General features: G+C 68.2%; 27 protein-coding genes and 1 tRNA gene. 19 read left to right on the top strand and 9 right to left on the bottom strand.

Annotation, left to right across the window (positions count from 1 at the left end):
• Positions 1-54: 54 nt before the first annotated feature.
• The 3 genes from BM310_RS20905 to BM310_RS07505 all read left to right on the top strand — a co-directional run bounded on the left by BM310_RS20905 (position 55) and on the right by BM310_RS07505 (position 1,951).
• Positions 55-330, top strand: a complete 276-nt coding sequence (locus BM310_RS20905) for a hypothetical protein (protein WP_143105128.1) — start codon at positions 55-57, stop codon at positions 328-330.
• Between the two features lie 362 nt (positions 331-692).
• Complete coding sequence (locus BM310_RS07510) at positions 693-1,439, top strand: DUF2797 domain-containing protein (RefSeq protein WP_089806110.1); 747 nt, start codon at positions 693-695, stop codon at positions 1,437-1,439.
• A gap of 47 nt (positions 1,440-1,486) precedes the next feature.
• Entirely contained in the window at positions 1,487-1,951 is a 465-nt protein-coding gene (locus BM310_RS07505) for a hypothetical protein (RefSeq protein ID WP_089806108.1), read from the top strand.
• A 52-nt stretch (positions 1,952-2,003) separates the two neighbouring features.
• Here the strand turns inward: BM310_RS07505 and BM310_RS07500 are convergent, their stop codons facing one another.
• Both BM310_RS07500 and BM310_RS07495 read right to left on the bottom strand, forming a co-directional pair.
• Positions 2,004-3,128, bottom strand: a complete 1,125-nt coding sequence (locus BM310_RS07500; RefSeq protein ID WP_089806106.1) for a glycosyltransferase — start codon at positions 3,126-3,128, stop codon at positions 2,004-2,006.
• A gap of 56 nt (positions 3,129-3,184) precedes the next feature.
• Positions 3,185-4,255, bottom strand: a complete 1,071-nt coding sequence (locus tag BM310_RS07495; protein WP_245778441.1) for a glycosyltransferase family 4 protein — start codon at positions 4,253-4,255, stop codon at positions 3,185-3,187.
• Between the two features lie 115 nt (positions 4,256-4,370).
• Here BM310_RS07495 and BM310_RS07490 point away from each other — a divergent pair, with 115 nt between their 5' ends.
• From BM310_RS07490 to BM310_RS07480, 3 genes are read left to right on the top strand one after another with little or no spacing between them, the layout of a single operon-like run.
• A complete protein-coding gene (locus BM310_RS07490; RefSeq protein ID WP_089806102.1) occupies positions 4,371-4,649 on the top strand; it encodes a ribonuclease P protein component 4 in 279 nt (92 codons plus the stop codon).
• A gap of 50 nt (positions 4,650-4,699) precedes the next feature.
• Positions 4,700-4,948 (top strand): YhbY family RNA-binding protein, encoded by a 249-nt coding sequence (locus BM310_RS07485; protein ID WP_089806100.1) that lies wholly within the window; start codon positions 4,700-4,702, stop codon positions 4,946-4,948.
• Positions 4,945-5,871, top strand: a complete 927-nt coding sequence (locus tag BM310_RS07480; protein WP_089806099.1) for a mechanosensitive ion channel family protein — start codon at positions 4,945-4,947, stop codon at positions 5,869-5,871. The genes BM310_RS07485 and BM310_RS07480 overlap by 4 nt, the downstream gene beginning before the upstream one ends.
• Before the next feature lie 39 nt (positions 5,872-5,910).
• On the opposite strand, the gene BM310_RS07475 is transcribed toward BM310_RS07480, so the two are convergent.
• Genes BM310_RS07475 through BM310_RS07465 form a run of 3 tightly spaced genes read right to left on the bottom strand, consistent with a single transcriptional unit; the run spans position 5,911 to position 7,695 of the window.
• The gene (locus BM310_RS07475; RefSeq protein ID WP_089806097.1) at positions 5,911-6,729 is read right to left on the bottom strand and encodes an HD domain-containing protein; all 819 of its coding nucleotides are present in this window, start codon (positions 6,727-6,729) and stop codon (positions 5,911-5,913) included.
• Between the two features lie 58 nt (positions 6,730-6,787).
• Positions 6,788-7,267 carry a redoxin domain-containing protein gene (locus BM310_RS07470; protein ID WP_089806095.1) on the bottom strand — a complete coding sequence of 160 codons (480 nt, stop codon included), beginning with the start codon at positions 7,265-7,267 and terminating at the stop codon, positions 6,788-6,790.
• Between the two features lie 44 nt (positions 7,268-7,311).
• The gene (locus tag BM310_RS07465) at positions 7,312-7,695 is read right to left on the bottom strand and encodes a DoxX family membrane protein (protein ID WP_089806093.1); all 384 of its coding nucleotides are present in this window, start codon (positions 7,693-7,695) and stop codon (positions 7,312-7,314) included.
• A gap of 272 nt (positions 7,696-7,967) precedes the next feature.
• Here BM310_RS07465 and BM310_RS07460 point away from each other — a divergent pair, with 272 nt between their 5' ends.
• The 9 genes from BM310_RS07460 (at position 7,968) to BM310_RS07420 (ending at position 18,550) form a co-directional block, all read left to right on the top strand.
• Positions 7,968-8,237, top strand: a complete 270-nt coding sequence (locus tag BM310_RS07460; protein ID WP_089806091.1) for a Sec-independent protein translocase subunit TatA/TatB — start codon at positions 7,968-7,970, stop codon at positions 8,235-8,237.
• 130 nt (positions 8,238-8,367) lie between these two features.
• A tRNA-Arg gene (locus tag BM310_RS07455) sits at positions 8,368-8,440 on the top strand.
• Between the two features lie 537 nt (positions 8,441-8,977).
• The gene (locus BM310_RS07450; protein ID WP_089806089.1) at positions 8,978-12,403 is read left to right on the top strand and encodes an ATPase, T2SS/T4P/T4SS family; all 3,426 of its coding nucleotides are present in this window, start codon (positions 8,978-8,980) and stop codon (positions 12,401-12,403) included.
• Positions 12,404-14,452 (top strand): type II secretion system F family protein, encoded by a 2,049-nt coding sequence (locus BM310_RS07445; RefSeq protein ID WP_089806087.1) that lies wholly within the window; start codon positions 12,404-12,406, stop codon positions 14,450-14,452.
• Positions 14,449-14,979 carry a DUF7287 family protein gene (locus tag BM310_RS07440; protein ID WP_089807076.1) on the top strand — a complete coding sequence of 177 codons (531 nt, stop codon included), beginning with the start codon at positions 14,449-14,451 and terminating at the stop codon, positions 14,977-14,979. Before BM310_RS07445 ends, BM310_RS07440 begins: the two co-directional genes overlap by 4 nt.
• Complete coding sequence (locus BM310_RS07435; RefSeq protein ID WP_089806085.1) at positions 14,973-15,575, top strand: DUF7288 family protein; 603 nt, start codon at positions 14,973-14,975, stop codon at positions 15,573-15,575. Before BM310_RS07440 ends, BM310_RS07435 begins: the two co-directional genes overlap by 7 nt.
• Positions 15,572-16,552 (top strand): hypothetical protein, encoded by a 981-nt coding sequence (locus BM310_RS07430; RefSeq protein ID WP_245778440.1) that lies wholly within the window; start codon positions 15,572-15,574, stop codon positions 16,550-16,552. The genes BM310_RS07435 and BM310_RS07430 overlap by 4 nt, the downstream gene beginning before the upstream one ends.
• Complete coding sequence (locus BM310_RS07425) at positions 16,539-17,072, top strand: DUF7266 family protein (protein WP_089806083.1); 534 nt, start codon at positions 16,539-16,541, stop codon at positions 17,070-17,072. The genes BM310_RS07430 and BM310_RS07425 overlap by 14 nt, the downstream gene beginning before the upstream one ends.
• Entirely contained in the window at positions 17,072-18,550 is a 1,479-nt protein-coding gene (locus BM310_RS07420) for a DUF7289 family protein (RefSeq protein WP_089806081.1), read from the top strand. Before BM310_RS07425 ends, BM310_RS07420 begins: the two co-directional genes overlap by 1 nt.
• An 82-nt stretch (positions 18,551-18,632) precedes the next feature.
• Here BM310_RS07420 and BM310_RS07415 read toward each other — a convergent pair whose 3' ends face one another.
• Entirely contained in the window at positions 18,633-19,403 is a 771-nt protein-coding gene (locus BM310_RS07415) for a DUF7289 family protein (protein WP_089806079.1), read from the bottom strand.
• An 81-nt stretch (positions 19,404-19,484) separates the two neighbouring features.
• On the opposite strand from BM310_RS07415, the gene BM310_RS07410 reads away from it, so the two are divergent.
• Positions 19,485-19,805, top strand: a complete 321-nt coding sequence (locus BM310_RS07410; RefSeq protein ID WP_089806078.1) for a hypothetical protein — start codon at positions 19,485-19,487, stop codon at positions 19,803-19,805.
• Positions 19,806-19,856: 51 nt separating this feature from the next.
• Here BM310_RS07410 and BM310_RS07405 read toward each other — a convergent pair whose 3' ends face one another.
• On the bottom strand, positions 19,857-20,681 hold the full coding sequence (locus tag BM310_RS07405; protein ID WP_089806076.1) for a formate/nitrite transporter family protein: 825 nt from the start codon (positions 20,679-20,681) through the stop codon (positions 19,857-19,859).
• Positions 20,682-20,828: 147 nt separating this feature from the next.
• Here BM310_RS07405 and BM310_RS07400 point away from each other — a divergent pair, with 147 nt between their 5' ends.
• Positions 20,829-21,998: a pyridoxal phosphate-dependent aminotransferase gene (locus tag BM310_RS07400; RefSeq protein ID WP_089806074.1), complete on the top strand. Its 1,170-nt coding sequence runs from the start codon at positions 20,829-20,831 to the stop codon at positions 21,996-21,998.
• Positions 21,999-22,211: 213 nt separating this feature from the next.
• Positions 22,212-22,724 carry a hypothetical protein gene (locus BM310_RS07395; RefSeq protein ID WP_089806072.1) on the top strand — a complete coding sequence of 171 codons (513 nt, stop codon included), beginning with the start codon at positions 22,212-22,214 and terminating at the stop codon, positions 22,722-22,724.
• Between the two features lie 54 nt (positions 22,725-22,778).
• Here BM310_RS07395 and BM310_RS07390 read toward each other — a convergent pair whose 3' ends face one another.
• Positions 22,779-24,956 (bottom strand): amino acid permease, encoded by a 2,178-nt coding sequence (locus tag BM310_RS07390; RefSeq protein WP_089806070.1) that lies wholly within the window; start codon positions 24,954-24,956, stop codon positions 22,779-22,781.
• Positions 24,957-25,398: 442 nt separating this feature from the next.
• Between BM310_RS07390 and BM310_RS07380 the strand changes: the two genes are divergently transcribed.
• The gene (locus tag BM310_RS07380) at positions 25,399-25,896 is read left to right on the top strand and encodes an Lrp/AsnC family transcriptional regulator (protein ID WP_089806066.1); all 498 of its coding nucleotides are present in this window, start codon (positions 25,399-25,401) and stop codon (positions 25,894-25,896) included.
• A 49-nt stretch (positions 25,897-25,945) separates the two neighbouring features.
• Here BM310_RS07380 and BM310_RS07375 read toward each other — a convergent pair whose 3' ends face one another.
• The gene (locus BM310_RS07375) at positions 25,946-26,731 is read right to left on the bottom strand and encodes an Lrp/AsnC family transcriptional regulator (protein WP_089806064.1); all 786 of its coding nucleotides are present in this window, start codon (positions 26,729-26,731) and stop codon (positions 25,946-25,948) included.
• Positions 26,732-26,861: the final 130 nt, after the last annotated feature.

Here is a 26,861-nt window from a genome sequence, read left to right as displayed (position 1 = left end):
GCTATTCGACGTTGCACCCCCGGACACCGGCGTGACGACCGACTGCCGTCGCCGTTGCTGATTCTGCTCGCTCTCCTCGGTATCCCCGCGGTGGCACTCGCCACCGCCGTCGGAGCCCTCCTGACGGGGGTCGGCCTGCCGCCCGCCCGGCTACCGACGGTCCTGTTCGCCCGCGGCGACGCCGTCGTCTTCGCCGCCGCGTTCCTCCTCGGCGTCGCGGGTCTCTCGGCGATGGCGGCGGTGACCGGAGACGTTCGACCGGACCGGAAGTCGGATTCGGACGCCGAGCGTCTCCGCCGGTTTGTCACTCGTTTCCGTACAGTTCATTAACCGGGTTACAAGCGGGTTTGATACCCGCTCCCTCCCACGTTCTATCCGGGAGATTCCCAACCCCACCTGTGCCTCGGTGGACCGTTGCCCCGACCCTTTCACAGTCTCCCACGTGGAGGCGGACTGTCGAACGTCCGCCGCGCCCCACCTCGTTCGGCGGATCACTCTTCGACACGCCACCGAACGACGCCCCTTCGGGGTTCGCACCGCCTCGGCCGAACCCGTCGGTACGCACATCGGTCGTTTCGCGCCGAGGCGGCGCGCGGCGTCGCTGGCGGCCTCCCTCGAGTGGGACCGCCACGCCTCGACCGTGCGTCGCAGCGAGCGCACGGTTTTTACCCGGCCGTCACCGACGCTTCCCCGTGCAGTTCGTCGGATACGACACGGCCGGACCGGGACTCTTTCTCGCCAGCGACGGCGACGTGGAGTACGTCTCGCTCGACCCCGGAACGGACCTGCGCTACACGCTGGGCGAACGCCACTGCGCGGGCGTCGTGACCGACGACGAACACCGGGGCTGCGAGAACGACGCCGCGCCGCACTGTCGCGACCACCGCTCCACGTGGGTGTGCGCGAAGTGCACCGGCACCTGTCTCAAAGACGAGATGGACTGTCACGACCCCCACGCCGTCTACCTCGCGGCGTTCGCGCCCGACGTGTTCAAGGTGGGCGTGACGAAGGAGTGGCGACTGGAGACGCGCCTGCGCGAACAGGGGGCCGACCGCGGGGCGCACGTCAGAACGGTCGCCGACGGTCGCATCGCCCGGGAGATAGAGGCCGGACTGGCGGCAGAGATTCCCGACCGGGTCCGCGTCCGGACGAAGCGCGACGGACTCGGCCGCGCCGTCGACGAGGCGGCGTGGGAGTCGTTGCTCTCGGAGTTCGACGTGCTCGACCGGTTCGACTTCGACTACGGACTCGAACTCGACGCCCGGCCCGTCGCGGAGGTCATCGCCACCGGCACCGTCCGCGGCGTGCAGGGTCGGCTCCTCGTCCTCGACCACGCGGGGAGCACGTACGCCGTGGACCTCCGGGACCTGGTGGGCCACGAGGTGACCGCGGAGGCGACGACCAGAGACGTGCAGTCGAGTCTCGGCGCGTGGGGGTGACGCCCGGGACCGTCAGTCCTTTCCAGTCGGACCGAGAAGGAGACTCCATGTCAGAGAAGCCAGACGATCCCGCCGACGAACCGGCAGACGACGTCGAGGAATCCGCCGAGGGCGCCGAAGAGACGCCCGCCGAGGGCGGCGACGACGACGAGATGTCCTTCCGCGAGCGAGTCGAGGAGATTCGCAAGCGCCGCGAGGAGGAACGCGAAGAGGGCGAGCGACCGTCGCCCGAGGAGATGATGGGCGGCGGTGGCGGTGGCGGCGGCGGCCCCGGCGGCAACCCGTTCGCGCAGATGATGAGCGGCATGATGGGCGGCGGCGGCCCCGGCGGGATGGGCGGCGGCGGCATGGGTGGCGGCCCCGGCGGCCCGCCCGGCGCCGGCCGCGGCGAGTCCGAGTCCGCGGGCAACGAGGAACTCGTCCGGGAAGTCCGTCAACTCCGCGACGAAGTGCGCGACGCCACGCGCCAACTCCAGCGCATCGCGCAGGCCGTCGAGGACCTGGACGACTGAGGAACCGGCCGCGGTAGCCGACGCCGGCCTCTCGACGCCGCGAGCAGTCGACTCAGTACCCTTTCTCAGAACACACGCGGTCGTACAGCGACGCGAGTTCGTCGACGGCGTGTTCGACGCTCACCGCGTCGCGGCGGTCGAGACACGACGCCGAGAGCGTCTCGCGTTCGCCGAGGACGCGTTCGACGGCCGCCCGGCAGGCCGCCACGTCGCCCAGCGGGTAGTGATAGCCCGTCACGCCGTCGTCGACGGTGTCCGAGAGAGCACCCTCGTCCACGCCGACGACCGGAGTGCCGCAGGCGTTCGCTTCGAGGGCGACCAGCCCCTGCGTCTCGACGGGACTCGGGAACACGAAGGCGTCCAGCGCCGAGTAGAACGCCGGCAGTTCCTCCCGCGGGAGGAACCCGAGGAAGTGCGCCTCGACGCCCAGGTCCGTCGCCAGCGACTCCAACTCCTCGCGCGCCGGACCGTCGCCGCCGAAGACCACCGTCGCGTCCAGTCCCTCGGCGGCGCGGACGAACTCCGAGAGGTTCTTCTCGAACCCGTGCCGGCCGGTGTAGCCGACCAGCGGGCCGTCCGGCAGGTCGTAGCGGTCACGGAACGCCTCGACGGCCCCGGCGTCGGCGGGCGCGAACCGGTCGGTGTCGATGCCGTTCGAGAGGACGACAATCTCGGTGTCGACGCCCACCTCGTCGCGGAGGTGGTCGCGGGTGTCCCTGCTGGGACAGAGGACGGCGTCGGCGCGGCCGAAGAACCAGCGCTCGTACCGCTCCGACAGCGACTCGATTCGCCGTTCGAAGGAGTCGCGGGAGGTGAGGTAGTCGGCGTACTCCCCCGTCGGCGTGTGGTAGGAGGCGACGAACGGGAGGTCCCGCCGTCGGGCGAGACGGAGACCGGAGAGGCCGAGGGCGAACGGCGTGTGCGCGTGGACGACGTCCACGTCCTCGACGCGACTCGGGACGCGCGGCACGCCGAGGCGGAAGCCGTCGTAGAACGGGAACGAGACGCTCCTGACGGGGTACTCGCCCTCGTCGGGGACGTACTCGTCGGTCCCGGGGTACACCACGTCCATCCGCCCGTCGCGTTCTCGCCAGTGGTCGCGCCACGTCTGAACGGTGTAGGAGACGCCGTTGACGGTTGGCAGGTACGTGTCCGTGAACGCCGCGACCGACTGCATTCGTTCCTCGGTGTGCGGGCCGGCCTGATAAACCGTGCTGACTCGTCGCCGCCCCGTCATTCGGGAACGCGCCCGTCGAGGAGGGCCTCGTACGCCGCGACGAGTCGTTCGCCGACGCGGTCCAGACTGTGTTCGGCGGCCGTCTCGCGCGCGTTCTCGCCGAGGCGACGGCGCAGGTCGGGGTCCCGCGCGAGCAAGTCGAGCGCGCGGCTGAACTCCGCGCGCGTCTCGCACTTCAGGCAGTCGTGCCCGTGGGTGTAGAACTCCTCGAAGACGGGGATGTCCCGCAGGACGACGGCCTTCCCGCACGCCATCGCCTCCAGCACGGCGATGCCCTGATTCTCGTTCTTCGTGGGGAACAGGTAGACGTCGCCCGCGCCGAACGCGCCCCGGATGTCGTCTATCCACCCGGTGAAGGTGACGTTCGCCGGCGGGTTCGACACCCACCGCTTCACCGTCTTGGAGGCGTGCGGCCCCGTGTCGTACGGGCCGAACCACGCGAAGTCGTAGTCGGTGTCGGACGCCACCTCGCAGAACGTCGTGAGTCCCTTGCGCTCGAACACGTTGCCGACGGCGAAGACGACCATGCCGTCCAGGTCGAACCGCTCGCGGTACTCCGCCCGCAGGTCCTCGTGCCCCGCCAACGCGTCGACGTCGACGCCGTTCGTCATCGGGCGAATCGGGGCGTCGACGGGGTACGATTCGAGGACAGACTTCGTGTACTCGGAGGGGCAGAGAACGAGGTCCGCCTGCGAGTAGAACCACCGGAGGTAGCGCCCGAGGGCGGGGCCGACGGCGCTGGACCCCCGGAACGACTCGGCGAAGTCCTCGCGGGTGACGTGGGTGTGGAGGACCAGCGGAATCCCCTCGGCGTTCGCGTGGCGGGCGACGGCCACGGACCCCGGTCCGATGAGGTTGCAGTGGGCGACGTCGTAGTCGGCGAAGGCGCCGCGGCCGGCGGCCGCAGAGAGGCCCGCGCGGGGGAGCGACCCGCCCCGCCACGGCGAGGTGACGACGTCCACGTCGGTCCGTTCGAGCGCCGCGCGTTGCTGGTCGGCCGCCGTCCCGATTCCGCTCCGGTCGAGGTGCGATTCGAGTTCGAGGTAGTTCAGCGCGCGGAGACTCACGGTCACTCCGACTTCCGCGGGGGACGGTTTCACCCTACCGACTCGCGGTCGGACCGCGCGCCCCCGCCGCGGTCGGAGCGGAACGACTTTGCCCGGCGGTCTCTCTCCTCGGGACATGAGCATCGCGGAGGAACGCATCGAGCGCCTGCACGAACTCGCCCGCGAGGCGGCGACCGAGGACGAGTACGACCGCGCTCGCGAGTACGTCCGTCTCGCCCGCCGCCTCGCGGAGCGGAACCGGTGCGGTCTGCCGAAGTCGTTTCAGCGCTCGACCTGCGACGCCTGCGACGTCTACCTCCGACCGGGTCGGAACGCCCGCGTCCGCGTCCACCGGGGGCGCGTCGTCGTCCGCTGTCTGGAGTGCGGCGCGACGGAGCGCTACCCGTTCGAGTGAGACGAGCCGAATCCTCAACGTTCAAACCCCTCCACCCGTTGAAGCTACGTATGACTGACCACGACCTTCGGAAGGAGGCGCACGACCTCGACGTGACCGTCTGGGTCGGCAAGAGCGGAATCAGCGCCGTCGAAGAGGAGTTGGACGACCAACTGAAGCGCAGCGACCTGGTGAAGATCAAGTTCCTGCGGTCGGCGCGCGCCGGCACCACCGTCGAGGAACTCACCGACGAACTCGCGGGGCGGGTGGACGCCGACGTCGTCGAGACCCGGGGGAACACCGGCGTCGTCCATCGATGAGTGTCGGTGCTGTAGCCCTCCAACAGAGCGCCGACTCCGGCCTGTACGAGGCCGTCGGCGAGTTCCTCGCGGGGTTCGGCATTCCGGCGGGCGTCGCCGAACTCCTCGGCCGAATCGTCGCGTTCGCCGCCGCGTTCGCCGCCGTCTACCTGCTCGGTCGGGGGCTCGCCTTCCCACTCGCCGACCGGGTGATGAACTCGCGCGACCTCGAAGCGCACGCACAGAAACCGCTCCGTCGCCTCCTCGGAATCGTCGTCGTCTTCGTCGCCGTCACCGTCGCGTTCGGCGCCGCGGGGCTTCCGAACTTCCTGCAGTCGCTGGCGACCATCGCGGCGGCGGCGACGCTCGCCATCGGCTTCGCGATGCAGGACGTGCTCCAGAACTTCGTCGCCGGCGTCTTCATCTACACGGACAAGCCGTTCCGCATCGGCGACTGGATCGAGTGGGACGGCAACTCGGGCGTCGTCGAGGACATCAGTTTCCGCGTCTCGCGCGTCCGCACGTTCGACAACGAACTGCTCACCGTGCCGAACTCCCAACTCACCGACGGCGTCATCAAGAACCCCGTCGCCAAGGACACGCTCCGCCTGCAGGTGCCGTTCGGCATCGGCTACGACGCCGACATCGACGCCGCGACGGAGGTCATCGTCGAGGAGGCGCAGTCGGACCCGGAGATTGTGGACGACCCCGCTCCGACGGTCCGTCTGACCGAACTGGGCGACTCCTCGGTCGTCCTCACCTCGCGGTTCTGGATATCCAACCCCAGTCGCGCCGACTTCGTGAAGACGAAGGCCGAGTACATCAAGCGAGTCAAACAGCGGTTCGACGAACTGGGTATCGACATCCCGTACCCGAACCGGACGCTCGGCGGCGAACTCACGGTGGCCGGCCTGCAAGAGGTCTCGGGTTCGCTCGACGACTGAGACGAGGGAACGAACGGTTCTCGCGTCGTCCGGCGCGTGCTACAGTTCGATGCGCTCGACGAGTTGGTCGTCGGCCTTCGTGTTGACCGCGACGATGCGGACGTGGTCCTCCAGTCCGGACTTGTGGAGTTTCGCCTTCAGGAGGTTGTCCACCTGGTAGACGCCGGCGGCGTTGACCATCTCTATCTCGACGAGGACGGCCTTGCTGTCGCCGGGTTCGAGCGTCACGTTGTCTATCGCCTGACTGGACAGCGTGTTGATGCCGCGTCCGCCCTTCTCGTACGGGATTCGAGACCGGCCGCGTTCCATGTCGAGTGCGTCCGCGACGCGGATGACGCCCGCCTCCGTCGTCAGAGGGTCCTCCTCGGTGTGGTGACAGAGGATGGCGTGGAGCACTTCCGCCTTCATCCGGACGACTTCCGAGGTGTCGTAGAACCGCGGGAGGAAGCGGTCCAACAGGTCGGCGGCGAGCGGAATCGAGTAGTAGGCGTGGTCGTCCCGGTGGACCACGTGCCCGATGTCGTGGATGGTGGCCGCGAGGGCGACGATGACCGCCTCGTCCTCCTCGTTCAGTCCCTGCTCGGAGGCGCCGTTGAACTCGACGCCGCCGGCCTTCAGGAGGTCGTACAGGCGCAGCGCACGGTTGCGGACGATTTCGATGTGCTTCTCGCCGTGGTCGTTGTACCCCTTTCGGGTGACGGCGTTGACGTTCTGCGCCTTGAGGTACGTGTTCACCTCGGGGTCGTCGAGGAGCGTCGGGAGAATCTCGTTGAGTTTCTCGTCCGGGAAACTGTGGCTCGCCTCGGGGTCGTACTTCCGCCCGCCGTTGTCCGTGACGTCGTCTGTTGCTTCGGCCATGCCGTCGCACACTACGTCCGCGGGGTGAAAGAATCCCCGGTCGCCCGTCGTCGGGGGGTCAGTTCCGCGCCGACTCCGCCGCCGCCGCGACTTCCTCGTAGTCCGGTTCCGCGCCGGGGTCGTCGGACACCCACGCGTACGACACCGTCTCGTCGGCGTCGACGACGAACACCGCGCGCTTTGCGACGTTCCGGACGCCGAGCGAGTCGAAGTCCATCGACACGTCGTAGTCGTGGATTATCTCGCGGTTCGTGTCGCTGACGAGGGCGAAGTTGAGGTCGTTCTGCCGGCGGAACTCGTTGAGCGTGAACGGCGTGTCGATGCTGACGCCGTACACCGCCGCGCCGACGTCCTCGAAGTTCGCCATCCGGTCGCGGAACGTGCACATCTCCGTCGTGCAGGTGCTCGTGAACGCGGCGGGGAAGAACGCGAGGACGAGTGGGGCCTCGTCGAGGCGGTCAGAGAGCGTGAACGACTCGACGTCGCCGTTCGCGAGCGGTGCGGTGAAATCCGGGGCCTCGTCTCCGATTTCGAGCATACCCTTCCCTCGTCGGAGACTGCGGTTGAACGTTCCGAACGCAGTCAGTTTTCGCCGCCTTCGCGCATGGCCACCGCGAACGCGATGGCCGCGCCGAGGAACGAGGCGTTGCGGAGGAAGGCGTCGAGCTCGTCGGCCCGCCGGTCGCCCTCCATGTTCCAGAAGTCGTGCATCTGCGGCGTCACGCCGAGGAGGAACGCGGCGATGGCGACGACGCCGAACAGGGGTGCGAGACCGACCGCGAGCAGGACGCCGCCGACGAGGAGCAGACCGCTCGCCGCCGGGACCAGCACGTCCGCGAACGGGACGCCGACACTCTCGGCGTAGCCGACCATGTCTTCGCGGTTCGAGAGGTTGTCGTAACCGTCGCGAGCGAACTTGGCGCCGAACGCCAGTCTCGCCACGACGAACAGCAGACGGTTTAGCATGCGTCCGTCTGAACGCCCAGAAGACGAGAAACCCTGACGGTCGGGGAGGGGCTCTCTGGTTTCGCTGACCCTTTGTCGTTCGATAGCGGTTTTTTCCGACAGAATGTTCTATTCGAAGACAGTCTGCGCAGATTGTCTTTTATCGCCGAATATCGGCGTCGAGAGGCACTCACGGTGCCGGAGACGGTTTTTCGCGCCCGCTCGGACGCCCGCCGAGGAGACTGAGAGATGCAAAAAGCCTATAGTTACGAGTAGGTTAGGCCCAGTTAGCGATGTCAACCATAGTACCCCTGTTCCCAGGGATCCCGGGTGGGCCGGAGCTCCTCATCGTGCTGCTCGTCCTCGTGCTGCTGTTCGGGGCGAACAAGATTCCGAAGCTCGCTCGGTCCACGGGTCAGGCCATGGGCGAGTTCCAGCGCGGACGCAACGAAATCGAAGAAGAGCTCAAGCAGATGGAGAACGGCGACGAAGACGACGAGGAGGACGAGGAGACGACGACGGCCACCTCCACCTCCACCTCGACGTCGTCGGAAACCAACTGAAGGCTCTCTCCACTCCGGCTTTCTCGGACGACGCGACACGCCGAGCGACTGCGTTCGACCGTCGGCCGCGCGGCGCGGTCGAATCGCACGACTCGGACGTATTATAGGGGACGCACCCGTAGCGACGCCGGGGCGTGTGGCCTAGCGGATAGGGCGAGAGGTTCCTAACCTCTCGATCGCGGGTTCGAATCCCGCCACGCCCGCTTCGACCTCGCTTCGCTCGGTCTCGCGGACGTGGCGTACTCCCACTCGCTGCGCTCGCGGGAGTCCCGCCACGCCCGTTTTCCGGCGAGCGAAGCGAGTCTCGGCACGGTTCGAATCCCGCCACTCGTTACGCTCGCGTCCCGCCACGTCACTCGCATCGGACTCCGACCGAGAGCACCGTTCGCGACTTCCCGCTCACGACTCGTCACCGATAGCACAGCGACGCGACCGACTCGCCCGACTGGGTGCGAGCTTCGGCGCTCGATTCGACCTCGACAGCCGCCGAACGTGTCAGTTAATCTCGTATTAGACCTACGAGAAGCGACAGAACACCCGAGCGGCGACGTCCGACGTTATCGCAAAAAAGAATGTTAGATAAACGGGACTTAAACGAGGTATAAAGCACCACGGGAGTTGCATTCTCGACTTCCAAATTAAATACAACAATGTACAGAGTGCAAACTCTTGGCATTCTCACTAAACAGACCGTTAAATCCCCAGAAGCCTTTTTGATGGGGGGCAACCACCGGGGAACAATGGCTACCGACGACGACGCGTCCTCGCCGGTCCGACGGGATTCGGACGGCGACGACGAGGACGCGTTGGAGGGGGAGGTCGGCGGCGACCGGGCGGCCCTGGAAGGTGACGTCGCACCGGGGGACGCGGCGACCGACGGGGACCACCGGGACGCGACCGCCGAGGCGGACGACTCGACGGTCAGCGTCGGCGAGTACACGTGGGCGCACTTCCTCGACGAGTACGGCGAGGAAGGGGACGTCGAGTCGCTCTACCGGGGGCGAGACCCGCGGGAGAGTCACGACCGGTCCGGCGGGTCCCGATGGGACGACGCCGACGCCGACGAACCACCCACTCCGACGCGGCCGACGCGAGACGACTGGCAGAACGTCGAACTGGACCCGACCGACGAGCAGTATCTCGGCCACCACCCCGTCGACACCGAGGACGAAATCGCGGACGCGGCGGGCGAGGCCAAGCGCATCCAGGCGGCGTTCGACGAGTTCTGCGACCCCGAGACCACGCCCGTCGTCAAAGACACGTGGATGTGGGAGCACTACAAGCGGGAGTACTACTACGAGGACGACGGCAGTCGTCCCCGCGACGACGACGGCGAGATAGACCGCTTCGACGCCGAGGACGCTCTCGGGTTCGACCCCGACGTTATCGAGAACGCCCTCGCGCGCGGCGCAGACCGCGCAGAGGAGTTGGACGACGTGGTCGAGGAACGAACCGTCGACGTGAACGAGGAGTTGGACGAGGACGCCTTCTTCTCGGACGAACGCGGCCGGACGACGGCGGCGAACCGCTACGACCTCGAGAAGGCGGTGCCGATGGAGAAGAAGACCCACTTTCGGGAAGTCGAGCGGTACTGGGTGAACAAACCCCACTCGTTCGTCGTCCTCTTCCACTCGGTCAAGGAGAACGAGAAGAAGTACTACGTGGTCGAACCGTACCAGAACCGCATCGAGACGGACCTCACGGAGTTTCTCACCGGGAAGTTGCGGACGGCCATCAAGTACGACGACGAGAGCAGCATCGGGACGGGCGACGGGACGCGCCGGCGCGTCATCGAGCAACAGTCGCTCGAACTGTTGGAACGGTACGACCTGTACGACCCCGGCCCCGACGGCCACTCGGACGCACTCTCGCTCTCGTTCCGCCCCGATGGTTCGACCGAGGAGACCGACCCCGGCGCCGTCGCCGGTCTGTTCGACCGTCTCGGACTCGGGGACGACGGTGCCGCGACGGACGGCGGGTCGCAGTCACGCGACGGGTCGCTCGGGTCGTTCGCGCGCCGACTCGGCCTGGACGAGGCGTCGTTCGGCGGCCGTCTCGGCGGCCTGTTCGCCGAACCGTCGCGGCGGGACGACGGACTGAACGGCATCGCCGCCCGCCCCGAACCGGCCGTCCTCGAAGACGACGCCCAGACGCTGACGGAGTATCAGGTCGAGAAACTGCTCTACTACCTCCGCCGGGACTTCATCGGCTACGAGCGAATCGACGGCATCAAACACGACATCAACGTCGAGGACATCTCCTGCGACGGCTACAACTCCCCGGTGTTCGTCTACCACTCCGACTACGAGCAGATAATCACGAACGTCCTCCACGAGGAGACCGAGTTGGACGACTTCGTCGTGAAACTCGCCCAGCGGTCGGGGAAGGGTATCTCCAAGCGGCGGCCGCAGGTGGACGCGACGCTGCCGGACGGCTCCCGCGCGCAACTCACGCTGGGCCGCGAGGTGTCCGACCACGGGACCAACTACACCATCCGGCAGTTCAAGGACGTCCCGTTCACGCCCATCGACCTCGTGAACTGGAACACGTTCTCGCTGGAGGAGATGGCGTTCCTGTGGCTCTGCATCGAGAACCACAAGTCGCTCATCTTCGCCGGCGGGACGGCCTCGGGGAAGACCACCTCGCTGAACGCGGTGTCGCTTTTCATCCCCTCGAACTCGAAGATCGTCTCCATCGAGGACACCCGGGAGGTGGAACTGCCGCAGCGAAACTGGATCGCCTCCGTCACCCGGCCGTCGTTCTCCGACGACGACAAGGGCGACGTGGACGAGTTCGACCTGCTGGAAGCGGCACTCCGACAGCGACCCGACTACATCGTGATGGGAGAGATTCGGGGCGAGGAGGGGCGCACGCTGTTCCAGGTGATGTCCACCGGGCACACGACGTACACGACGTTCCACGCCGACAGCGTGGGCGAGGTGCTGAAGCGCTTCACGACCGACCCCATCAACGTCTCGAAGACGATGTTCTCCGCCCTCGACCTGGTGTCCATCCAGACGTCGACGCGGGTGCAGGGGAACAAGGTCCGCCGGAACAAGTCCCTGACCGAGATAAACCACTACGACGCCGAGAACGACGAGATAAACGTCCAGGACGTCTACCAGTGGCAGGCCGAGACCGACGAGTTCCTGCAGATGGGCGCCTCGAACACGTTGGAGGAGATTCGGTTCGACCGCGGGTGGACCGAGGAGACGCTTCAGCACGAACTGTTCGTGCGGCAGGTCGTCCTCGCGTACCTCATCGAACGCGGCCTCAACACGTACACGCAGGTGGCCGCGACGCTGCAGGCGTTCATCAACGACTCCGAGACCATCCTCACGCTGATGGCCGAGGACGACCTCGAACGCAGCCTCGAAGACCTCCGCGAGATGGAGTCGGTCCACATCAACGTCGACCCCAAGAAGGAGGAGATGGTCCCGCGGCCGGACCCGCCCGAGGAGGTCCTCGAACTCTGCCGGGAGATTCTCGCCCGCGCCGAGGAGGAACTGTTCCCCGACTACCGCGGCCGCGACGCCGACGAGGTGGCCGACGCCCTCCGGCACATCGCGGACGAACCCGACGTGAGCGCGCGGTACGAGGACCGAACGGCCCTCGACGCCCTGGACGAGGCGACGCGGCAGGACCCCGAACTCGACGCGGGCGAGGACGGCCCGTCGGAACTGGACGCGAGCGACGACGACGGACCGGGCGAACTGGAAGACGGCGGCGCGCCTCCGTTGGACGCCGGCGAAGGCGGAGACGGCGAGTCCGCGGACGAAGGGGGAGACGACGCGGACGCGACGGCGACGCCCGAGACGGACGACGGCGACGACTCCGACCGACCCGCGGGCGGCACCGACGCCTCGGAGGAGGAGTTCATCGAGGAACTCCTCGGCGAGGACGCCTCCGAGGAGTTGGAGAAGGAGGGGTGGGGTTTCGGCGAGTTCGAGAACGCCGACCCCGAAGACGCCCTCGGCGACGACACCGGTTCCGACGAGGCCGACGGGGACGGTGTGGTCGACCCGGACGCCGACGGGGACGACGCCGAGACGGACGCCGCCGCAGCCGACGAGGACGACGAAGACACCGCGGACGGCGGCCGAAACGGCGACGACGAAGACACCGCGGACGCCGACGGAGACGGGGGAACCGAGGGAGGCGCGTAGATGAGCCTCGACTCGCCCGGAACCGGCGGCTTCGACCGGGACACCGACACGCTCGGCGACGCGTTCTACCCGCTGTTCCGCCTCCTGTTCGACGAGGACGGCGACTTCGTGGACGACGTCGAGCGGAAACTCGAACAGGCCCGGATGCCCGCGACGGTGGAGTTGTACCTCGCGCGCGCCCTCGCCGTCGGCGCTCTCGCGGGCGGGACGCTCTGGCTCTTGGGGTCGCTGCTCGGCTACTCGCTGTTCGCGTTCGGCGTCGTCACCGCGGAGACGGTCAGCATCGGTCTCCCGACGCCCGACGCGCGGACGGCCGAACTGCTGGAGTCGCTGACGATGCCGTTCGCCGTCCTCGTCTCCGGCCTCGTCTTCGGCGGCATCGGCTTCGGCGCCGGGTTCGGCACGCTGGTCGCCGTCCCGTTCTCGAAGGCGTCGAGTCGGAAGCGGGAGATAAACATGCTCCTCCCCGACGCCATCTCGTTCATGTACGCCCTCTCGGTGGGCGGGCTGAACCAACTGGAGATTCTGGAGGCGATGGGTCGCGCCGAGGACACGTACGGCGAAGTCGCCCGCGAGTTCCAGAGCATCGTCCAAGAGACGGAGTACTTCGGCACCGACTACCGGAACGCCATCCGCGACCAGGCGATGGTGACGCCGTCGGACGAACTGGCGCAGTTCCTGACCGACATGCTCTCCATCGTCAACTCCGGCGGCAACATGGAGCGCTTCCTCGACGACAAGAAGGAGAAGCACCTCCGCACCGCGAAACAGGAGCAGGAGATGACGCTGGAGACGCTGGAACTGTTCGGCGAGATGTACATGACGCTCTCGCTGTTCCCCCTGCTTCTCATCATCATCCTCGTCATCATGAGCATGCTGGGGCAGGCCCAGCAGTCGCTGCTGTACGCGACGGTGTACGGCCTGATTCCGCTCACCGGCGTCGGCTTCCTCGTCCTCGTCTCGACGGTGAAGCAGGACGAACCGGGGGACGGCTACCTCAGACCCGACGGCGCCTCCGACCGCCTCGAACAGAGCCACCGGGAGGGGCTGATTCACATGGGACTCGTCGAGAGCTTCGTCGGCGACTCCCGCCTCTTCGACCGGGTTCGCTCCCGTGAGGGGACGTACAAGACGAAACGGCTGCTCGAACGCCCGCACCTCTTCTTCAGGGACCACCCGCTCTACACGCTCGTGCTCACCGTCCCGGCCGCGTCCGTCCTCGTGCTGACGGCCGTCGTCGGCGAGGCCGCCCCCCTCTCGTGGGACGGCATGTTGGAGAACCCCATCTGGGGGACGTTCGTCTGGTGGTACGTCCCCGTCTACGTCGTCGGCATCCCGCTGGCGTTCTTCCACGGCTGGAACAACCGCTCTCGACAGGCCGTCGTCGGCAAACTGTCGGAGAACCTCCGCAAACTGTCGAGCGCCAACGACACCGGCCAGACGCTCTTGGAATCCGTCAAGACCGTCTCGGACACCTCCTCGGGCAAACTCGCCGACGAGTTCGACGTGATGCACGCGAAGGTGAACTACGGGATGAGTCTCCGGTCGGCGCTCGTCGAGTTCAACAACAAGTACCACATCCCCCGCCTCGCCCGGACGGTGAAGCTCATCTCGAAGGCGCAGGAGGCGTCGAGCCAGATAACGGACGTGCTGACGACGGCGGCGCAGGCGTCGGAGAACCAGGACGACATCGAACGCGAGCGGAAGTCGCGGACGCGGATGCAGGTGGCCATCATCCTGATGACGTACCTGACGCTGCTGGCCGTGATGGCCATCCTGAAGACGCAGTTCCTCGACGTGATGGCCGGACTCACCTCGCAGGCGAGTGCGAGCAGTTCGGGGTCGCAGGCGGTTCAGGGCGGGCCGAGTTTCGGCGGGTCCGTGGACACGGCGATGCTCTCGCTGCTTTTCCTCCACGCGGTGACGCTGCAGGCGACGCTCTCGGGGTTCATCAGCGGCTACATCCGGAGCGCGGACATCGTCTCGGGCGTCAAGTTCGTCGTGATACTCCAGACCATCGCGCTGGCGGTGTGGGCGGTGGTCGGATGAGCGTGCGCGACCCTCGCTCGCGACCGAACGACAGGGCCCAGACGACGATGGACTTCGTCGTCGGCGTCAGCGTGTTCCTCCTCGTCGTCGTCTTCGTCGTCGCGTTCGTCCCCGGCATCTTCGAACCGTTCGCGTCGTCCGACCGGACGCAGACGAGCGACAGACTCGCCGCGACGCTGACCGGCGACGCTCTCGGCGACCCGGCGACGCCGGGCGCGTTGAACGCGACGTGCACGTGGTCGTTTTTCAGGCAGGTGCAGACGGGAACTGACACCGGCGTGGACTGCGGCTTCGACGCCAGCACGGACACCGTCGCGGCGACGCTCGGCGCGGAGCACGTCGCCGTGAACGTCACCGTCTACGACGGCGAGACGGTCGCCGAACTCGACGCACCGCCCGGCATCGGCGGTTCGACCCGCGAACTCCGCGCCGGGCCGCCCGTGCCCGACAACCGGGGCGTGGCGACGACGCGGCGCGTCGTCCTCGTCGACGACCGGACGCGGCAACTGGTGGTGAGGGTGTGGTGACGCCGGACCGTCGCGGACAGGCCCACACGCTGGAGGCCATCGCCGCGGGCATCCTGCTCCTCTCCAGCGTCGCCTTCGCGCTTCAAGTGACGGCGGTGACGCCGTTGACCGGCAGCACGTCGAACCAACGCATCGAGGACCACCAGGCCACCGTCGCCGAGGACGTCCTCGCGACGCAGGCGGCCAACGGCACGCTCCGGGCGGGCCTGCTGTACTGGAACGACTCGAAGCGGCAGTGGCACGGGGCCCCGTGGGACGGCTACCACGACGGCGCGCCCGACGACACCGCGCTGGGCCGGGCGTTGAACGAGGCCCTCCTCGACAGAGGCGTCGCGTACAACCTGAACGTCTACTTCTGGCGGAACGACCAGCGAATCCGCGAGCAGGTCGTCTACCTCGGCGAACCGAGCGACCACGCCTCCACCGCGACGTGGACCGTCACGCTGTACGACGACGACAGGCTCCGGGACCGAGACGGCAATCCGACGGCGACGACGCTGGCCGACGCCGGGGACGCGTACTTCGCCCCGGACGTGGAGCCCGACGGTCCCGTCCGGAACGTCGTCGTCGTGGAGGTGGTGACGTGGCGGATGTGACCGACGGGGACCGTGGACAGCTCATCCTCGTCACCGCCCTCGCCATGGCGACGCTGTTCGTCGTCCTCTCGCTCCTCGTGAACACGACCATCTACACCGGCAACGTCGCCACCCGGTCGGACGTGAGCGAGTCCACAGAGGTCGTCAACTACCGCACCGAGGCCGTCGTCGCCGCCGAACGGACGGTCGCGTACGTCAACCGCCACGACAACGATTCGAGCGCCGTCGGCGTCGACGGGGCCTATCGGGCGTTGAACGAGTCGCTGCGCCGCGGGGTCGCCAACTGGAGTGACGACGCCGCCGCCCACGGCGCGCTCTCGGGAACCGGGACGGAGACGCGCGTCGTGACTGTCCGGAACGGGTCGCGGGTCGCACAGACGGACGCCGCGCGCGCCCTGTCGAGTCCGGGCGGCGCGACGGAGTGGACGGCGGTCACCGGCGCGACGGGCGTCCGCGGGCCGACGATGAACCTCTCTACGTCGGCGCTCGCCCCCGTGGCCGACGACGGCGACGACGTGAGCCAACTCGTCGCGGACGGCGCGTTCCGGGTGAACCTCACCGAGACGGACGGCGAGAACCGGTCGCTGTTCGTCTACGAACGGAACGACGGGCACGTGGGCGTGACCGTCCGCGAACCGGACGGCACCGTCCGGACGTGCCGCGCGCCCGACGACGGGCGGGTGACGCTCGACGCGCGGGCGGCGACGCTGGCGGGCGAGTCCTGTCCGGCCCTCGGGGCGTTCGCGACGACCGACGACCCGTTCGACGTGACGTTCGTCTCCTCGAACGCGGCCGCCGGGACGTACTCGGTGGCCGTCGACCGGCGGGCCGACGGTGGGGCGTTTCCCTCGCTGTCGCGCGACGCCGGGACGCCGTTCTACACGGCGGCCGTCTACACCGCGGACGTGACCGTTATCTACCGCAGTCCGCAGACGCACTACAACGCCACGGTGGAGGTGCCGAATGCGGGCGCGTGAGGCCGACCGCGGCGTCTCCACGACGCTCGGATACGTCCTGACGCTGTCCATCACCGCGGTTCTCGTCTCGGTGCTGTTGGTCGGGACGGGCCAGTACGTCGACGACCAGCGTAGTCAGGTCGCAGAGCGGGAACTGTCGGTGCTCTCCGAACGCGTCGCCGCCCGCACCGTGGACGTCGACCGGATGGTCCGCGCCGGCGACGGCGCGAACGCCGTCCGCGTGAGCGTGGACCTCCCGCGGACCGTCGCCGGGACGCCCTACCGAATCGAGGTGAGCGAACCGTCGGTGACGACGCCGCGGACGCACGACATCACCCTCTCGACCGGTCGGACGGGAGAGTCGGTGACCGTGACGGTTCGCACCGGCGTCGACGTCGAGTCGGCCAGTCTCGCCGGCGGGAGCGTCGTCGTCGTCTACGACCCGGCGGCCGACACGCTGTCGTTCGAGTCCGGCGACGACGTCTCGCCCGCCGTCGCGCCGCCGTCGGCGTTCGCCGCCGCACCTGGGGGTGGCGCCTGATGCGATCGGTCGCCCCCGACCGGCGCGCCGTCTCCTCCACCGTCGCCGTCGTCCTCCTCCTCGGGATGACGCTCCTGGGGACGGGCATCATCGTCGGCGTCGGGTCGTCGGCGATGTCCGCGACCCAGCAGTCGGTGGACGTCGAACGCGCCGAGCAGTCGATGACGCAGTTCGACGCCGTCACCGCGATGGTGGGGTTGGGACAGACCGGACGCGAGTCGGTGTCGCTGCGGAGTTCCTCGGACGGCCAGTACGCCGTCTCGCCCGACGACGGGTGGATACGCATCACCCACTACAACTACTCCGCCGACAGCGACGAAGTGGTCTACAACGCCTCGCTCGGGTCGGTCACCTACCGAACCGAGACGACCGACGTGACGTACCAGGGCGGCGGCGTCTGGCGGCAGAGCGAGGGCGGCACGTCGATGGTGTCGCCGCCGGAGTTCCACTACCGCGACGCGACGCTCACGCTCCCCGTGGTCCGCGTTCGGAACGCCGACTCCGGGTCGGGCCGGGTGCGAGCGGTGGTCTCGCGGCGCGACGAGGTGGCGCGCGTCTACCCGAAACCGGACGCGTCCGGCCCGGGGTGGGAGACGTACGCCGACGGGACGACGCCGTACCGCAATCCGGTCCGCAACGGGTCGGTGAACGTCACCGTCCAGAGCGAGTTCTACCGCGGATGGGCGGAGTACTTCCGCACGCGCACCACCGGGAACGTCACCCTCGACCACGCGAACCGGACCGCGACGCTGGAACTCGCCACCGTGGGGATGGTCGGGTCGTTCGCCCTCCCGGCGAAGAACGAGGGCGTCGAGATTCGCGGGATGGCCTCGAAACACCCCATCAGGCAGTTCGAGGTGTCGCTCGCGAAGTCCAACGGCGGCAACAACAACATGGACTTCTCGTTCTACGCGACGAAGGGGGCGCAGGCGTACGAGACGGTGGTCCACGTCCCGAAGGGAATCGGGAACTACTGCAAGAACGGGAAGGACGCGGACATGACGATGGCCGTCTACTACCGCAACGGGAGCGGGAGCCAGCACGTCTGGACGAACGACAGCATCCCCGCCGGAACCGGCCCGGTCAGCATCGACTGCTCGACGGAGACCATCTCGGTGAACTACACGAGTCCCATGTCGATGACCTACGGCGGCCCCGGGGCGACGGACGAGACGTCGCTGACGTGGGACGCTCCCCTCGCCTCGGAGGCGCAGTTCAACCACTCGGGTGCCGACGGCGAGAACACCACGTTCACGCCGGGCGAGGAGACGACGGCCGGCCACCTCACCAGACACTACCTCAGTTTCTTCGCGCCGGAGTTCGACCTGAGCGTCTGGCACGGCCCCGGAAACAGCGGGAAAGCCCGACTCGACGTGGACGATTCGACGGGCGAACTCCGGTACGACACCACCACCTCCTCCCGATACATCACGTTTCTCCACGTGACGGAGAACAACGTCACGGTCGAACTGGAGTGACCGAGCACCGCCGCCGGGTCGAACCACGTCGGTTGTGACCCCGCTCGCGTCGCCCTCTGCATCACTCGAACGCCGCCTGGCGTCACTCGAACGCCGTCTGGACGGTGGCGCGGACGACGGAGACGCGCGACACGTCGTCGAGACTGCAGGACACCTCGGTCGAACTGTCGGTGTAGGCGTCGCAGGAGAACCCTTCCGACTCGAAGTAGTCGCCCCACGCCGGCGCGTACGGCGACGAGACGTTGAACCGGAGCGTCACTGACGCGTCGGTCCGCGTCAGGAGCGTCGTCCGGGACGTCTCGACGGTCCGGATGCGGGCGATTCGCTCGCCCCCCACCTGCGTGGTCCCCTGAGGAACCGACCGCACGAGTTGGACGACGACGCGGTCCTCGTCGAAGACGAAGTCGGGTTCGTGGACCATCCGCGGCGGGCCGTCCCCGTCCGTCCGCAGGACGGCCCCCGTCGCGTACCGCACCTCGCCGGCGTCGCCGAGGGTCATCACGACGGGCGACAGCGAGACGGCACCCGTCGAGTTGTTCGCGTTCGCGGCGGGCGTCGCCGGCGTGGCGTCGAGGCTGACGTTCACCGTCGTCTCGCCGTATCCGAGCGTGGAGTCGGCGAGTTTGAGTTCCGTTCCGCGACTCGGCGCGCCGCGGCGGGCCACGTCGTCGACGTTGTCGGCGAACACCTCGAACGCGCGTTCGGCGTTGTTTACCCGTTCGTAGTCGCGCGCGTCTCGGAGTTCCCCCACCCCGAAGGCGTACACCGTTCCGACGGAGGCGACGACGAGGCCGAACACGAGGACGAACCCCAGCACGTCGCTCACCCCCCGACTGTCTCCCTGCAGAGGCACGTCGAACCGTTCATCGAGGGGGTAATTAAGTGTAGTGTCGAGGGGACAATCTTGATACCCTGAACGGTGCAACACCCGGTCATGTCCGACCAGCCGTCCGCCCCGTCCCGGGGCGTCAAGGCAGGAGTCGCGGTACTCTGCCTCCTCGTCCTCGCGTACAGCGTCGTCGTCGCCGGACAGATTCTGCTCGGCGTCCTGTTCTGCGCCCTCGTGTACGGCCTGTTCCTCGCGTACTACCTCCTCGGCGCGTTCGTCCGCCTCGTCGACTCCGTCGAGCGCATCGCCGACGCGTTAGAGGGGAGAGCGGACCAGACCGGACATCGGGTCGCCGACGGCACCCGGTCTCGCGACGACCGGTCCCGAAGCGAGGGGTCGCGCGACCACCTCGAAGACCGGTGGTGAGCGTCCGGCGAACGCGCGCCGCCGCGACGCGACGGCCGTCGACGCGCGTCGTCACTCGAACTCCACGTCGTGTTCCTCGCCCGCCAGCGCGACGTGGCCGTAGTTGAGCAGGCCGACGAAGACGGACCCGCCGACGACGTTGCCGAGCGTCGTCCACACGAGGAAGTGCGCGAAGCCGTCGACGCCGACGTCCCCGAGGAGTATCGCCGCCGTCAGCACCTCCGTCGTCCCGAGGATGCTGTGGTGGAACGGGCCGAAGCCGATCGTCGCGGTGCCGAGGAGGACGAACAGCACTCGGCCGACGGTGTCGCGACTGGCCGCCGAGAGCCACGTCACGAGCCCCATCAGCCAGCCGGCGACGACGCCGCTGAGAAGAATCACCCACCACGGGAACGGGAGGAGTGCGGACGCCAGCGTGCCGAACGCCCGCGGCGCGACGACGCCCATCGCCGGCCCGAGTGTGGCGGCGAGGACGGCGAACGCCGCACAGCCGAGGAGGTTCCCCGCGTACGTCACGCCCCAGACGCGCGCGAGGTCCGCGAGCGACGCGCGCCCGTCGAGGACGGGGAGGACGGCCATCGTCGAGTGCGCGGTGAACAGTTCCGTCTGGCCGACGACGACGAACAGGAAGGCGACGGCGGAGACGCCGGCCAACACCGCCTGCTGGACGAGCGTGGAGTCGAACCCGCCCGAGAACGTCAGCGCCATCGCCATGAACAGCGCCCCGAAACTCAGGTTGAGACCGGCGGCGAACGCCGAGAGGAAGACGCCGCCCGGCGGGCGGTGTATCTCCTGTAGCGCGTTCTCCATCTCGCGTTCGAGGATGTGCCGGTACGAGAGCGACGCGCCGGACGGGTCGGACGTTTCGGAACTCATCGTGTCTCCCCTCGGCGTTTTCGGGGTCGCGTGGACTTTCTTACGGCCGACGAAGGCTGACCGGGGGCGCACGGGAGTGCGAACGGGGAGCGAACGACGGCCGCCGGCGACCCAACAGCCAAGGCCCCCGACGACGCAGGAGAACCGATGACCGACCCGACCGTCTCGAACCGGGTGGCGGAGATAGAACCGCAGCAGATACGGCGGCTGTTCGACCTCGCGGCCGCGCACGACGGCGACGACGTCGTCCACCTCGAAGTCGGCGAACCCGACTTCCGGACGCCCGACCACGTCGTCGAGGCGGCGGCGACGGCGGCGCGGGACGGCGAGACGAACTACACGGCGAACGCGGGCATCGCTCCCCTTCGCGAGGCCATCGCCGACCGACTGCGCGGCCGCGACGTGGCCGCCGACGCCGACCGGGTCGTGGTCACGACGGGCGGCGTCGAAGCGCTCTATCTGACCCTCCTGACGGTGACCGACCCCGGCGACGAGGTGGTCGTGCCGACGCCCGCGTGGCCGAACCCGCTCTCGCAGACGGAACTCGCGGGGGCGACGCCGGTCGAAGTCGCCCTGCCGGCCGACGAGGGCTTCGCGTTCGACGCGGACCGGGTCGTCGACGCCGTCACGGACCGCACCGGCGCCGTCGTCCTCACCTCGCCGTCGAACCCGACCGGCCGCGTGTTCGACACGGACGAGATGGAACGGGTCGTCGAGGCCGCCGCCGACCACGACGCCGTCGTCGTCGCCGACGAGGTGTACCACGAACTCGTCTACGAGGGGTCCCAGCCGAGTCTCGCGGCCGTGACCGACCACCCCGAACGCGTCGTCACCGTCGACTCCTGCTCGAAGACGTACGCGATGACGGGGTGGCGCGTCGGGTGGCTCAGCGGTCCGGAGGCGGTGACGGCGGCGGTGACGAAGATTCACGAGAGCACCACCTCCTGCGTGAACACGCCCGCCCAGTACGCCGCCCTCGCGGCGCTCACCGGCCCCGAAGCGCCCGTCCGGGAGATGAAGGCGGCGTTCGAGCGACGGCGCGACCTGTTCGTGGAGCGAATGGGCGAGATTCCCGGCGTCTCGATGGCCCGTCCCGAGGGGGCCTTCTACGCCTTCGTGGACGTGAGCGACCTCCCGGGGACGAGCATGGACGTCGCGGAGCGACTCCTCTACGAGTACGACGTCGTCGCCGCGCCGGGAAGCGCGTTCGGCGACGCCGGCGAGGGGTACCTGCGATTCAGTTTCGCCAACGACGGGGCGCGCATCGAGACGGGACTGGCGCGGTTCGAGGAGATGGTCCGAGCGGAGACGACGTGACCGCCGAACGGACGGCGGGGAACTGACTCGGCGTTCGGCGTCCGCGCCCTGACCGGCGGTACCGGCCGACGGCGACCGGTCTCGACACCGCCGAGACCTGATAGCGACCTGTCGATACAGACCGCATAACATTCGGGGTCCAGTCCGTCACCGGAGCCAGTAGATGACACGCTTGGCTCCTCTCGTCGTACTACTTCTGGTCGTCCTCTCGGGTTGCACCGGCGTCGGTCCCGACAGCGGGTCCGGCGAGACGATTACGGACGTCAGCACGGCGGTATCGACGGCGACCGCGTCCGAGAGCGACGCGCCCGCGACGACTGCGACCGCCGCGCCGACGGCGACGGACGCGTCGACGCCCGCCGAGACGGCGACGCCCACCGCAGTACCGACCGCGACGCCGACGCCGGTACCGACGGACGCGTCGACGCCCACCGAGACGCGAACTCCGACGGCGACGGACACAGCGACGACGGCCGAAACACAGACCCGAACCGCGACGGCGACGGCGACGGAGACCCAGACGCCGACGACGACGCTGACAGAGACGGCAACAGAGACAGAGACGACGACGGAGACGACGACAGAGACAGAGACGCAGACGACGACAGAGACAGAGACGCAGACGACGACAGAGACAGAGACAGAGACGCAGACAGCGACGGAGACGGCGACGAAGACAGAGACGCAGACGGCGGACGGGAGCGGATGAGGCAGTCGAACGCCTGAGACGCGGACTCGGGCGGGAGACCGCCTTCGCAGGCGGGCCTGCGGACGGGTCGGTCAGAAGGTGGCGCGTTCGAGGAACCGCCGAACGAACCCCGGCCGTCGCGACTCGTGCGGGTAGACGGTGACCGTGGTACACCCCGGACTGGGGAACGCGGGTCGGTCGTCGAACAGGGCGTCGCGAACGGCGTCTGACGACCCCCGGCGCACCAACAGGTCGGGCGGAGACCGTCGCCCGCCGTCGGTTCGAACCGTCTCCGCGCTGACGGGGACCGACAGCAGTCGGCTCAGTTCGGACTGGTAGTCGTCTATCGTCCGAGCGCCCTCGTCGCTGCCGGTCGCGTCCGCGGGGTACCAGAGCGACAACTGGCCGTCGTTCGCGGCGACGACGCTCTCGGCGACGCCGACGGCCAGCGGGTGGTACGGTCCGTTCTCGCCGGAGAGGACCACCCGCTCCGGGCGGCCGTACCCGAGGTTGTCCACGAGGAGCACGTCACAGGGGGCGTGCCGGACGACCCAGTCGACGGGGTCACCGAACAGTCGGGACCGGAGTCGGAGCGGTTCGTGTTCCGCGACGACGGCGTCGACGCCGCGGTCGGCCGCGAGGTTGACGATGGCGTGTTTCGTGTCGTGGCTCACGATTTCGTCGGCCTCAACGGCGACGCCGAACTCCTCGGAGAGCGCCTCGACTCGCCGCTCGAAGGAGCGGTCGGCGTCGGACTGGACCGTCACCTGTTCGGTGAGCGGTACCTGGTCGGGCACCTCCTCGAACCGAACGGCGACCACGCGGCCGTCGTCGGGGCGAACGACGTCGGCGGCGAACGCGACGAGCGAGCGCTCGCGCTCTTCGCTCACGTTCTTCGTGAGGGCGACGAGCACCTCGTGGGCGTTCTGGGACGCGGCTATCTCCACCTGTTCGAGGGCGTCTCTGCCGACCTGCCGCCGGACGGCGTCGGTCGCGGCGCCCTCGCGGTCCACCCGCGGTCGGACGTACAGGAGGTACCAGACGACGCTGGCGACCGTGATGACGGCCGCGCCGCCGAGCGCGACGGTCCCCATCTGCGTGAGCAAGAGCAGTCCGGCGACCACGCCGAAGCCCTGCATCCACGGGTACAGCGGCGAGGTGAACTCCGGTTCGTACGGCACGCTCCCGTTCCGGAAGGCGACGACGGCGACGTTCACGAGGACGAACACCAGAATCTGGAAGGCGCTCGCGAGCTTCGCGATGTCCAGAACCGGGACGAACGCGATGAGCACCAACAGCACGGCGCCCGTGAGGGTGATGGAGGTCACCGGCGTCCCGAACCGGTCGCTGACGGCCGACAGCGACGGCGGCGCGAGGCTGTCTCGGCTCATCGCGAACGGGTACCGCGAGGACGAGAGGATGCCGGCGTTGGCCGTCGAGATCAAGGCGAGAATCGCGGCGAGGATGACGGCGACGACGCCCGCGCGGCCGAGCGTCACCTCGGCGGCGACGGCGACGGGCGTCAGCGACCCGGCGACGCTCCCGGGTTCGGTTATCCCGACCAGCACCGCGACGATACCGACGTACAGCACCGTCGTGAACGCGAGCGAACCGAGGATGCCCAGCGGGATGTTGCGACCCGGATTCTCCACCTCCTCGGCGACGCTCGCGACCTTCGTGACGCCCGCGTACGAGACGAACACGAGACCGGTGGCGGCCAAGAGTCCGCCGACGCCGGAACCGAAGAACTCGGCGTAGTTCGCGGACTGGACGCTCGGGGCGCTCCCGGCGGCGAACCAGCCGAGAGCCCCCAGCATGACGACCACGATGGCGAGTTGGAGCCGCCCCGTCTGCTTGGCTCCGACGACGTTCACCAGGATGAGGAGGCCGGCCAGCGCCAGCGCGACCGGTTTCAGCGGGAGGTCGAACAGCAACAGCAGGTACGGCACGCCGCCGACGAGGGCGAGTGCGCCCTTGAACGACAGCGAGAACCACGTCCCCACGCCCGCGACCGTTCCGAGCAGCGGTCCCATCCCGCGCTCGATGTAGACGTACGTCCCTCCGGCCTCGGGCATGGCGGTCGCCATCTCCGACTTCGAGAGCGCCGCGGGTATCACGAGCAGTCCCGCGAGCAGATAGGCGACGATCACCGCGGGGCCGGCGATTTCCAGCGCGAGTGCGGGGAGGATGAAGATGCCGCTCCCGATCATCGCGCCGATGCTGATGGCGAGGACGGACGGCAGCCCGAGGTCTCGTTCCAGTTCCTTCATGCGGTGTCGTCGCGGCCGGAAGTAGTGCCGTTCGGCCCTCTCACGCGTCCCTCCGAGAACGCGGTCGGTTCACGCCCGACGTCGGCGACGACGAACGCCGCGCGTTCGCCGCCGCACGTGTCGTTCGTCGCCCCGCTTCCGTCGGATGATCGTACTCGCTGTCGATACCGCCCGGCCCTCGCGGTTCCGTCGGCGAGTGCCGGCTCACGCTCCGCAGAGTCTCTTCGCGACATACCCACATTCGCAGACAGAACACCATAAATCAGACGATATCTTTGACGGGTCGTCAAAATATAATCGTTATACACGGATACTGTCCTCAAATTCGGTCGTCGCCGACCGGGAGAGCGGTCCGTCGACGCTCGGAGGCGACGGCCGCCCGTTCGGGCCGACGACGCGCGAACGGGCAGACTAAGACGCGGGGCGACGAACCGGCCGAGAGATGAAAGACGGAGAACTGGACTCGGTCGACAGATCCATCCTCTACTACCTCCAGCAGGACGCTCGACGAACGTCGTCCAGCGACATCGCCGCGGAACTCGACCTGTCCTCGAGTACGGTTCGGACTCGGCTCAACAAACTCGAAGAGAGCGGTATCATCCGGGGCTACCACGTCGACATCGACTACGACCTGGCCGGCTACCCGCTGTACACCAAGATAATCTGTACGGCGCCGGTGACGCGGCGCGGTACCCTCTCGAAGCAGGCGCGGGGCGTCGACGGCGTCACGGCCGTCCGAGAGATCATGACCGGGAAGCGAAACGTGTACGTGAACGCCATCGGCGAGAGCCACGACGACCTCAACCGAATCGCGGAGGAACTCGACGAACTCGGACTCGACATCGTGGACGAACAGATCATCAGAGACGAGTACGTCTGCCCGTACAGCGGTCTGCTCGAACGGGACGACGAGTCGGACGCCGCCGAGACGAGCGACTGAGGCGACGACCGACCGAACCTCGCCGCCGTCGTCCAGCGGTCGGACGCCGCTACCGGGCGGTCGACTCCGATTCCGACTGCGGTTCGCGGAACGCCGACAGCGCGTTCGCGTCCTCGCCGGCCCTGGAGAGGACGGTCACGATGTCGTCCGGTTGGACGACCGTGTCGCCGTGCGGCGTGAGTTCGCGGTCGCCGCGTTCGATGGCGATGACGAGCGTCTCTCCGTCCAGAATTCCCCGGTCCGCCGCGGCTTCGAGTGTGAGGTTGGCGATGGGTGCCTCGGACTGGACGGTGACTTCCACGACGCTCGCGGTCCCGGTGAGGCTGATGAAGTCGTTCGCCTCGGGTGCCCGTTCGCCGTCGTCGGGGTCGAACGGACCGTACGGGGCGAACAGTTCCTCTTCGACGAGGTCTTCGTCCTCGATGTGGATGCCGATGTCCGTGAGTCGCCGCGCGACGCGTCGGAGGTCGCTCGTGCTCTCGCCGACCGCGAGGACGTGGACGTTGCGACGGCCGGTCATCAGCGTGCGGACGTTGGTCACCCCCGGAATCGTCCGCGCCTCGTGCGCGATGGCCTCGCGTTCGGTGACGGGAACGTCGCAGAGGTAGAGGTTGGTGAGTTTCCCGCCGGCCAACTCGAAGTCGACCTGAGCGGTGTAGCCGCGGATTATCCCGGCGTCTTCGAGGTTGTGGATGCGATTTCGGACGGTCGCGCCCGAGACGCCGGCCTCCGCCGCGAGTGTGCTGGCGGACGTGTTGCGCGCGTCGTCCATGAGCGCGTGGATGATGCGTCGGTCGATCTCGTCGAGTCGGTAGTCGGTGTTGTCGTGGGGCATGTCGGGTGGGGCGGATTTTCGATTTCCGAATCGAATACCGGCTATACTCACATAACGGTTTCCTGGCCGCCCCGAGTTTTTCGATACGGAAGCGGTCCGTCACGCGACGGCCCGAGTCATTCAGAGGCGT

The organism is Halogeometricum rufum, assembly GCF_900112175.1.
Classification (GTDB): Archaea; Halobacteriota; Halobacteria; order Halobacteriales; family Haloferacaceae; genus Halogeometricum; species Halogeometricum rufum.
Note: the sequence above shows the minus strand (reverse complement) of the source record. Positions and strands in the feature narration are given on the sequence as shown.

What these genes read in the sequence shown, in the direction of transcription:
- BM310_RS07390 (WP_089806070.1), bottom strand. Translation starts at nt 24,956, where the DNA reads ATGAAGGAACTGGAACGAGACCTCGGGCTGCCGTCCGTCCTCGCCATC.
- BM310_RS07450 (WP_089806089.1), top strand. Translation starts at nt 8,978, where the DNA reads ATGGCTACCGACGACGACGCGTCCTCGCCGGTCCGACGGGATTCGGAC.
- BM310_RS07375 (WP_089806064.1), bottom strand. Translation starts at nt 26,731, where the DNA reads ATGCCCCACGACAACACCGACTACCGACTCGACGAGATCGACCGACGC.
- BM310_RS07480 (WP_089806099.1), top strand. Translation starts at nt 4,945, where the DNA reads ATGAGTGTCGGTGCTGTAGCCCTCCAACAGAGCGCCGACTCCGGCCTG.
- BM310_RS07465 (WP_089806093.1), bottom strand. Translation starts at nt 7,695, where the DNA reads ATGCTAAACCGTCTGCTGTTCGTCGTGGCGAGACTGGCGTTCGGCGCC.
- BM310_RS07440 (WP_089807076.1), top strand. Translation starts at nt 14,449, where the DNA reads ATGAGCGTGCGCGACCCTCGCTCGCGACCGAACGACAGGGCCCAGACG.
- BM310_RS07470 (WP_089806095.1), bottom strand. Translation starts at nt 7,267, where the DNA reads ATGCTCGAAATCGGAGACGAGGCCCCGGATTTCACCGCACCGCTCGCG.
- BM310_RS07490 (WP_089806102.1), top strand. Translation starts at nt 4,371, where the DNA reads ATGAGCATCGCGGAGGAACGCATCGAGCGCCTGCACGAACTCGCCCGC.
- BM310_RS07475 (WP_089806097.1), bottom strand. Translation starts at nt 6,729, where the DNA reads ATGGCCGAAGCAACAGACGACGTCACGGACAACGGCGGGCGGAAGTAC.
- BM310_RS07400 (WP_089806074.1), top strand. Translation starts at nt 20,829, where the DNA reads ATGACCGACCCGACCGTCTCGAACCGGGTGGCGGAGATAGAACCGCAG.
- BM310_RS07485 (WP_089806100.1), top strand. Translation starts at nt 4,700, where the DNA reads ATGACTGACCACGACCTTCGGAAGGAGGCGCACGACCTCGACGTGACC.
- BM310_RS07405 (WP_089806076.1), bottom strand. Translation starts at nt 20,681, where the DNA reads ATGAGTTCCGAAACGTCCGACCCGTCCGGCGCGTCGCTCTCGTACCGG.
- BM310_RS07505 (WP_089806108.1), top strand. Translation starts at nt 1,487, where the DNA reads ATGTCAGAGAAGCCAGACGATCCCGCCGACGAACCGGCAGACGACGTC.
- BM310_RS07460 (WP_089806091.1), top strand. Translation starts at nt 7,968, where the DNA reads ATGTCAACCATAGTACCCCTGTTCCCAGGGATCCCGGGTGGGCCGGAG.
- BM310_RS07410 (WP_089806078.1), top strand. Translation starts at nt 19,485, where the DNA reads ATGTCCGACCAGCCGTCCGCCCCGTCCCGGGGCGTCAAGGCAGGAGTC.
- BM310_RS07380 (WP_089806066.1), top strand. Translation starts at nt 25,399, where the DNA reads ATGAAAGACGGAGAACTGGACTCGGTCGACAGATCCATCCTCTACTAC.
- BM310_RS07500 (WP_089806106.1), bottom strand. Translation starts at nt 3,128, where the DNA reads ATGCAGTCGGTCGCGGCGTTCACGGACACGTACCTGCCAACCGTCAAC.
- BM310_RS07420 (WP_089806081.1), top strand. Translation starts at nt 17,072, where the DNA reads ATGCGATCGGTCGCCCCCGACCGGCGCGCCGTCTCCTCCACCGTCGCC.
- BM310_RS07425 (WP_089806083.1), top strand. Translation starts at nt 16,539, where the DNA reads ATGCGGGCGCGTGAGGCCGACCGCGGCGTCTCCACGACGCTCGGATAC.
- BM310_RS07445 (WP_089806087.1), top strand. Translation starts at nt 12,404, where the DNA reads ATGAGCCTCGACTCGCCCGGAACCGGCGGCTTCGACCGGGACACCGAC.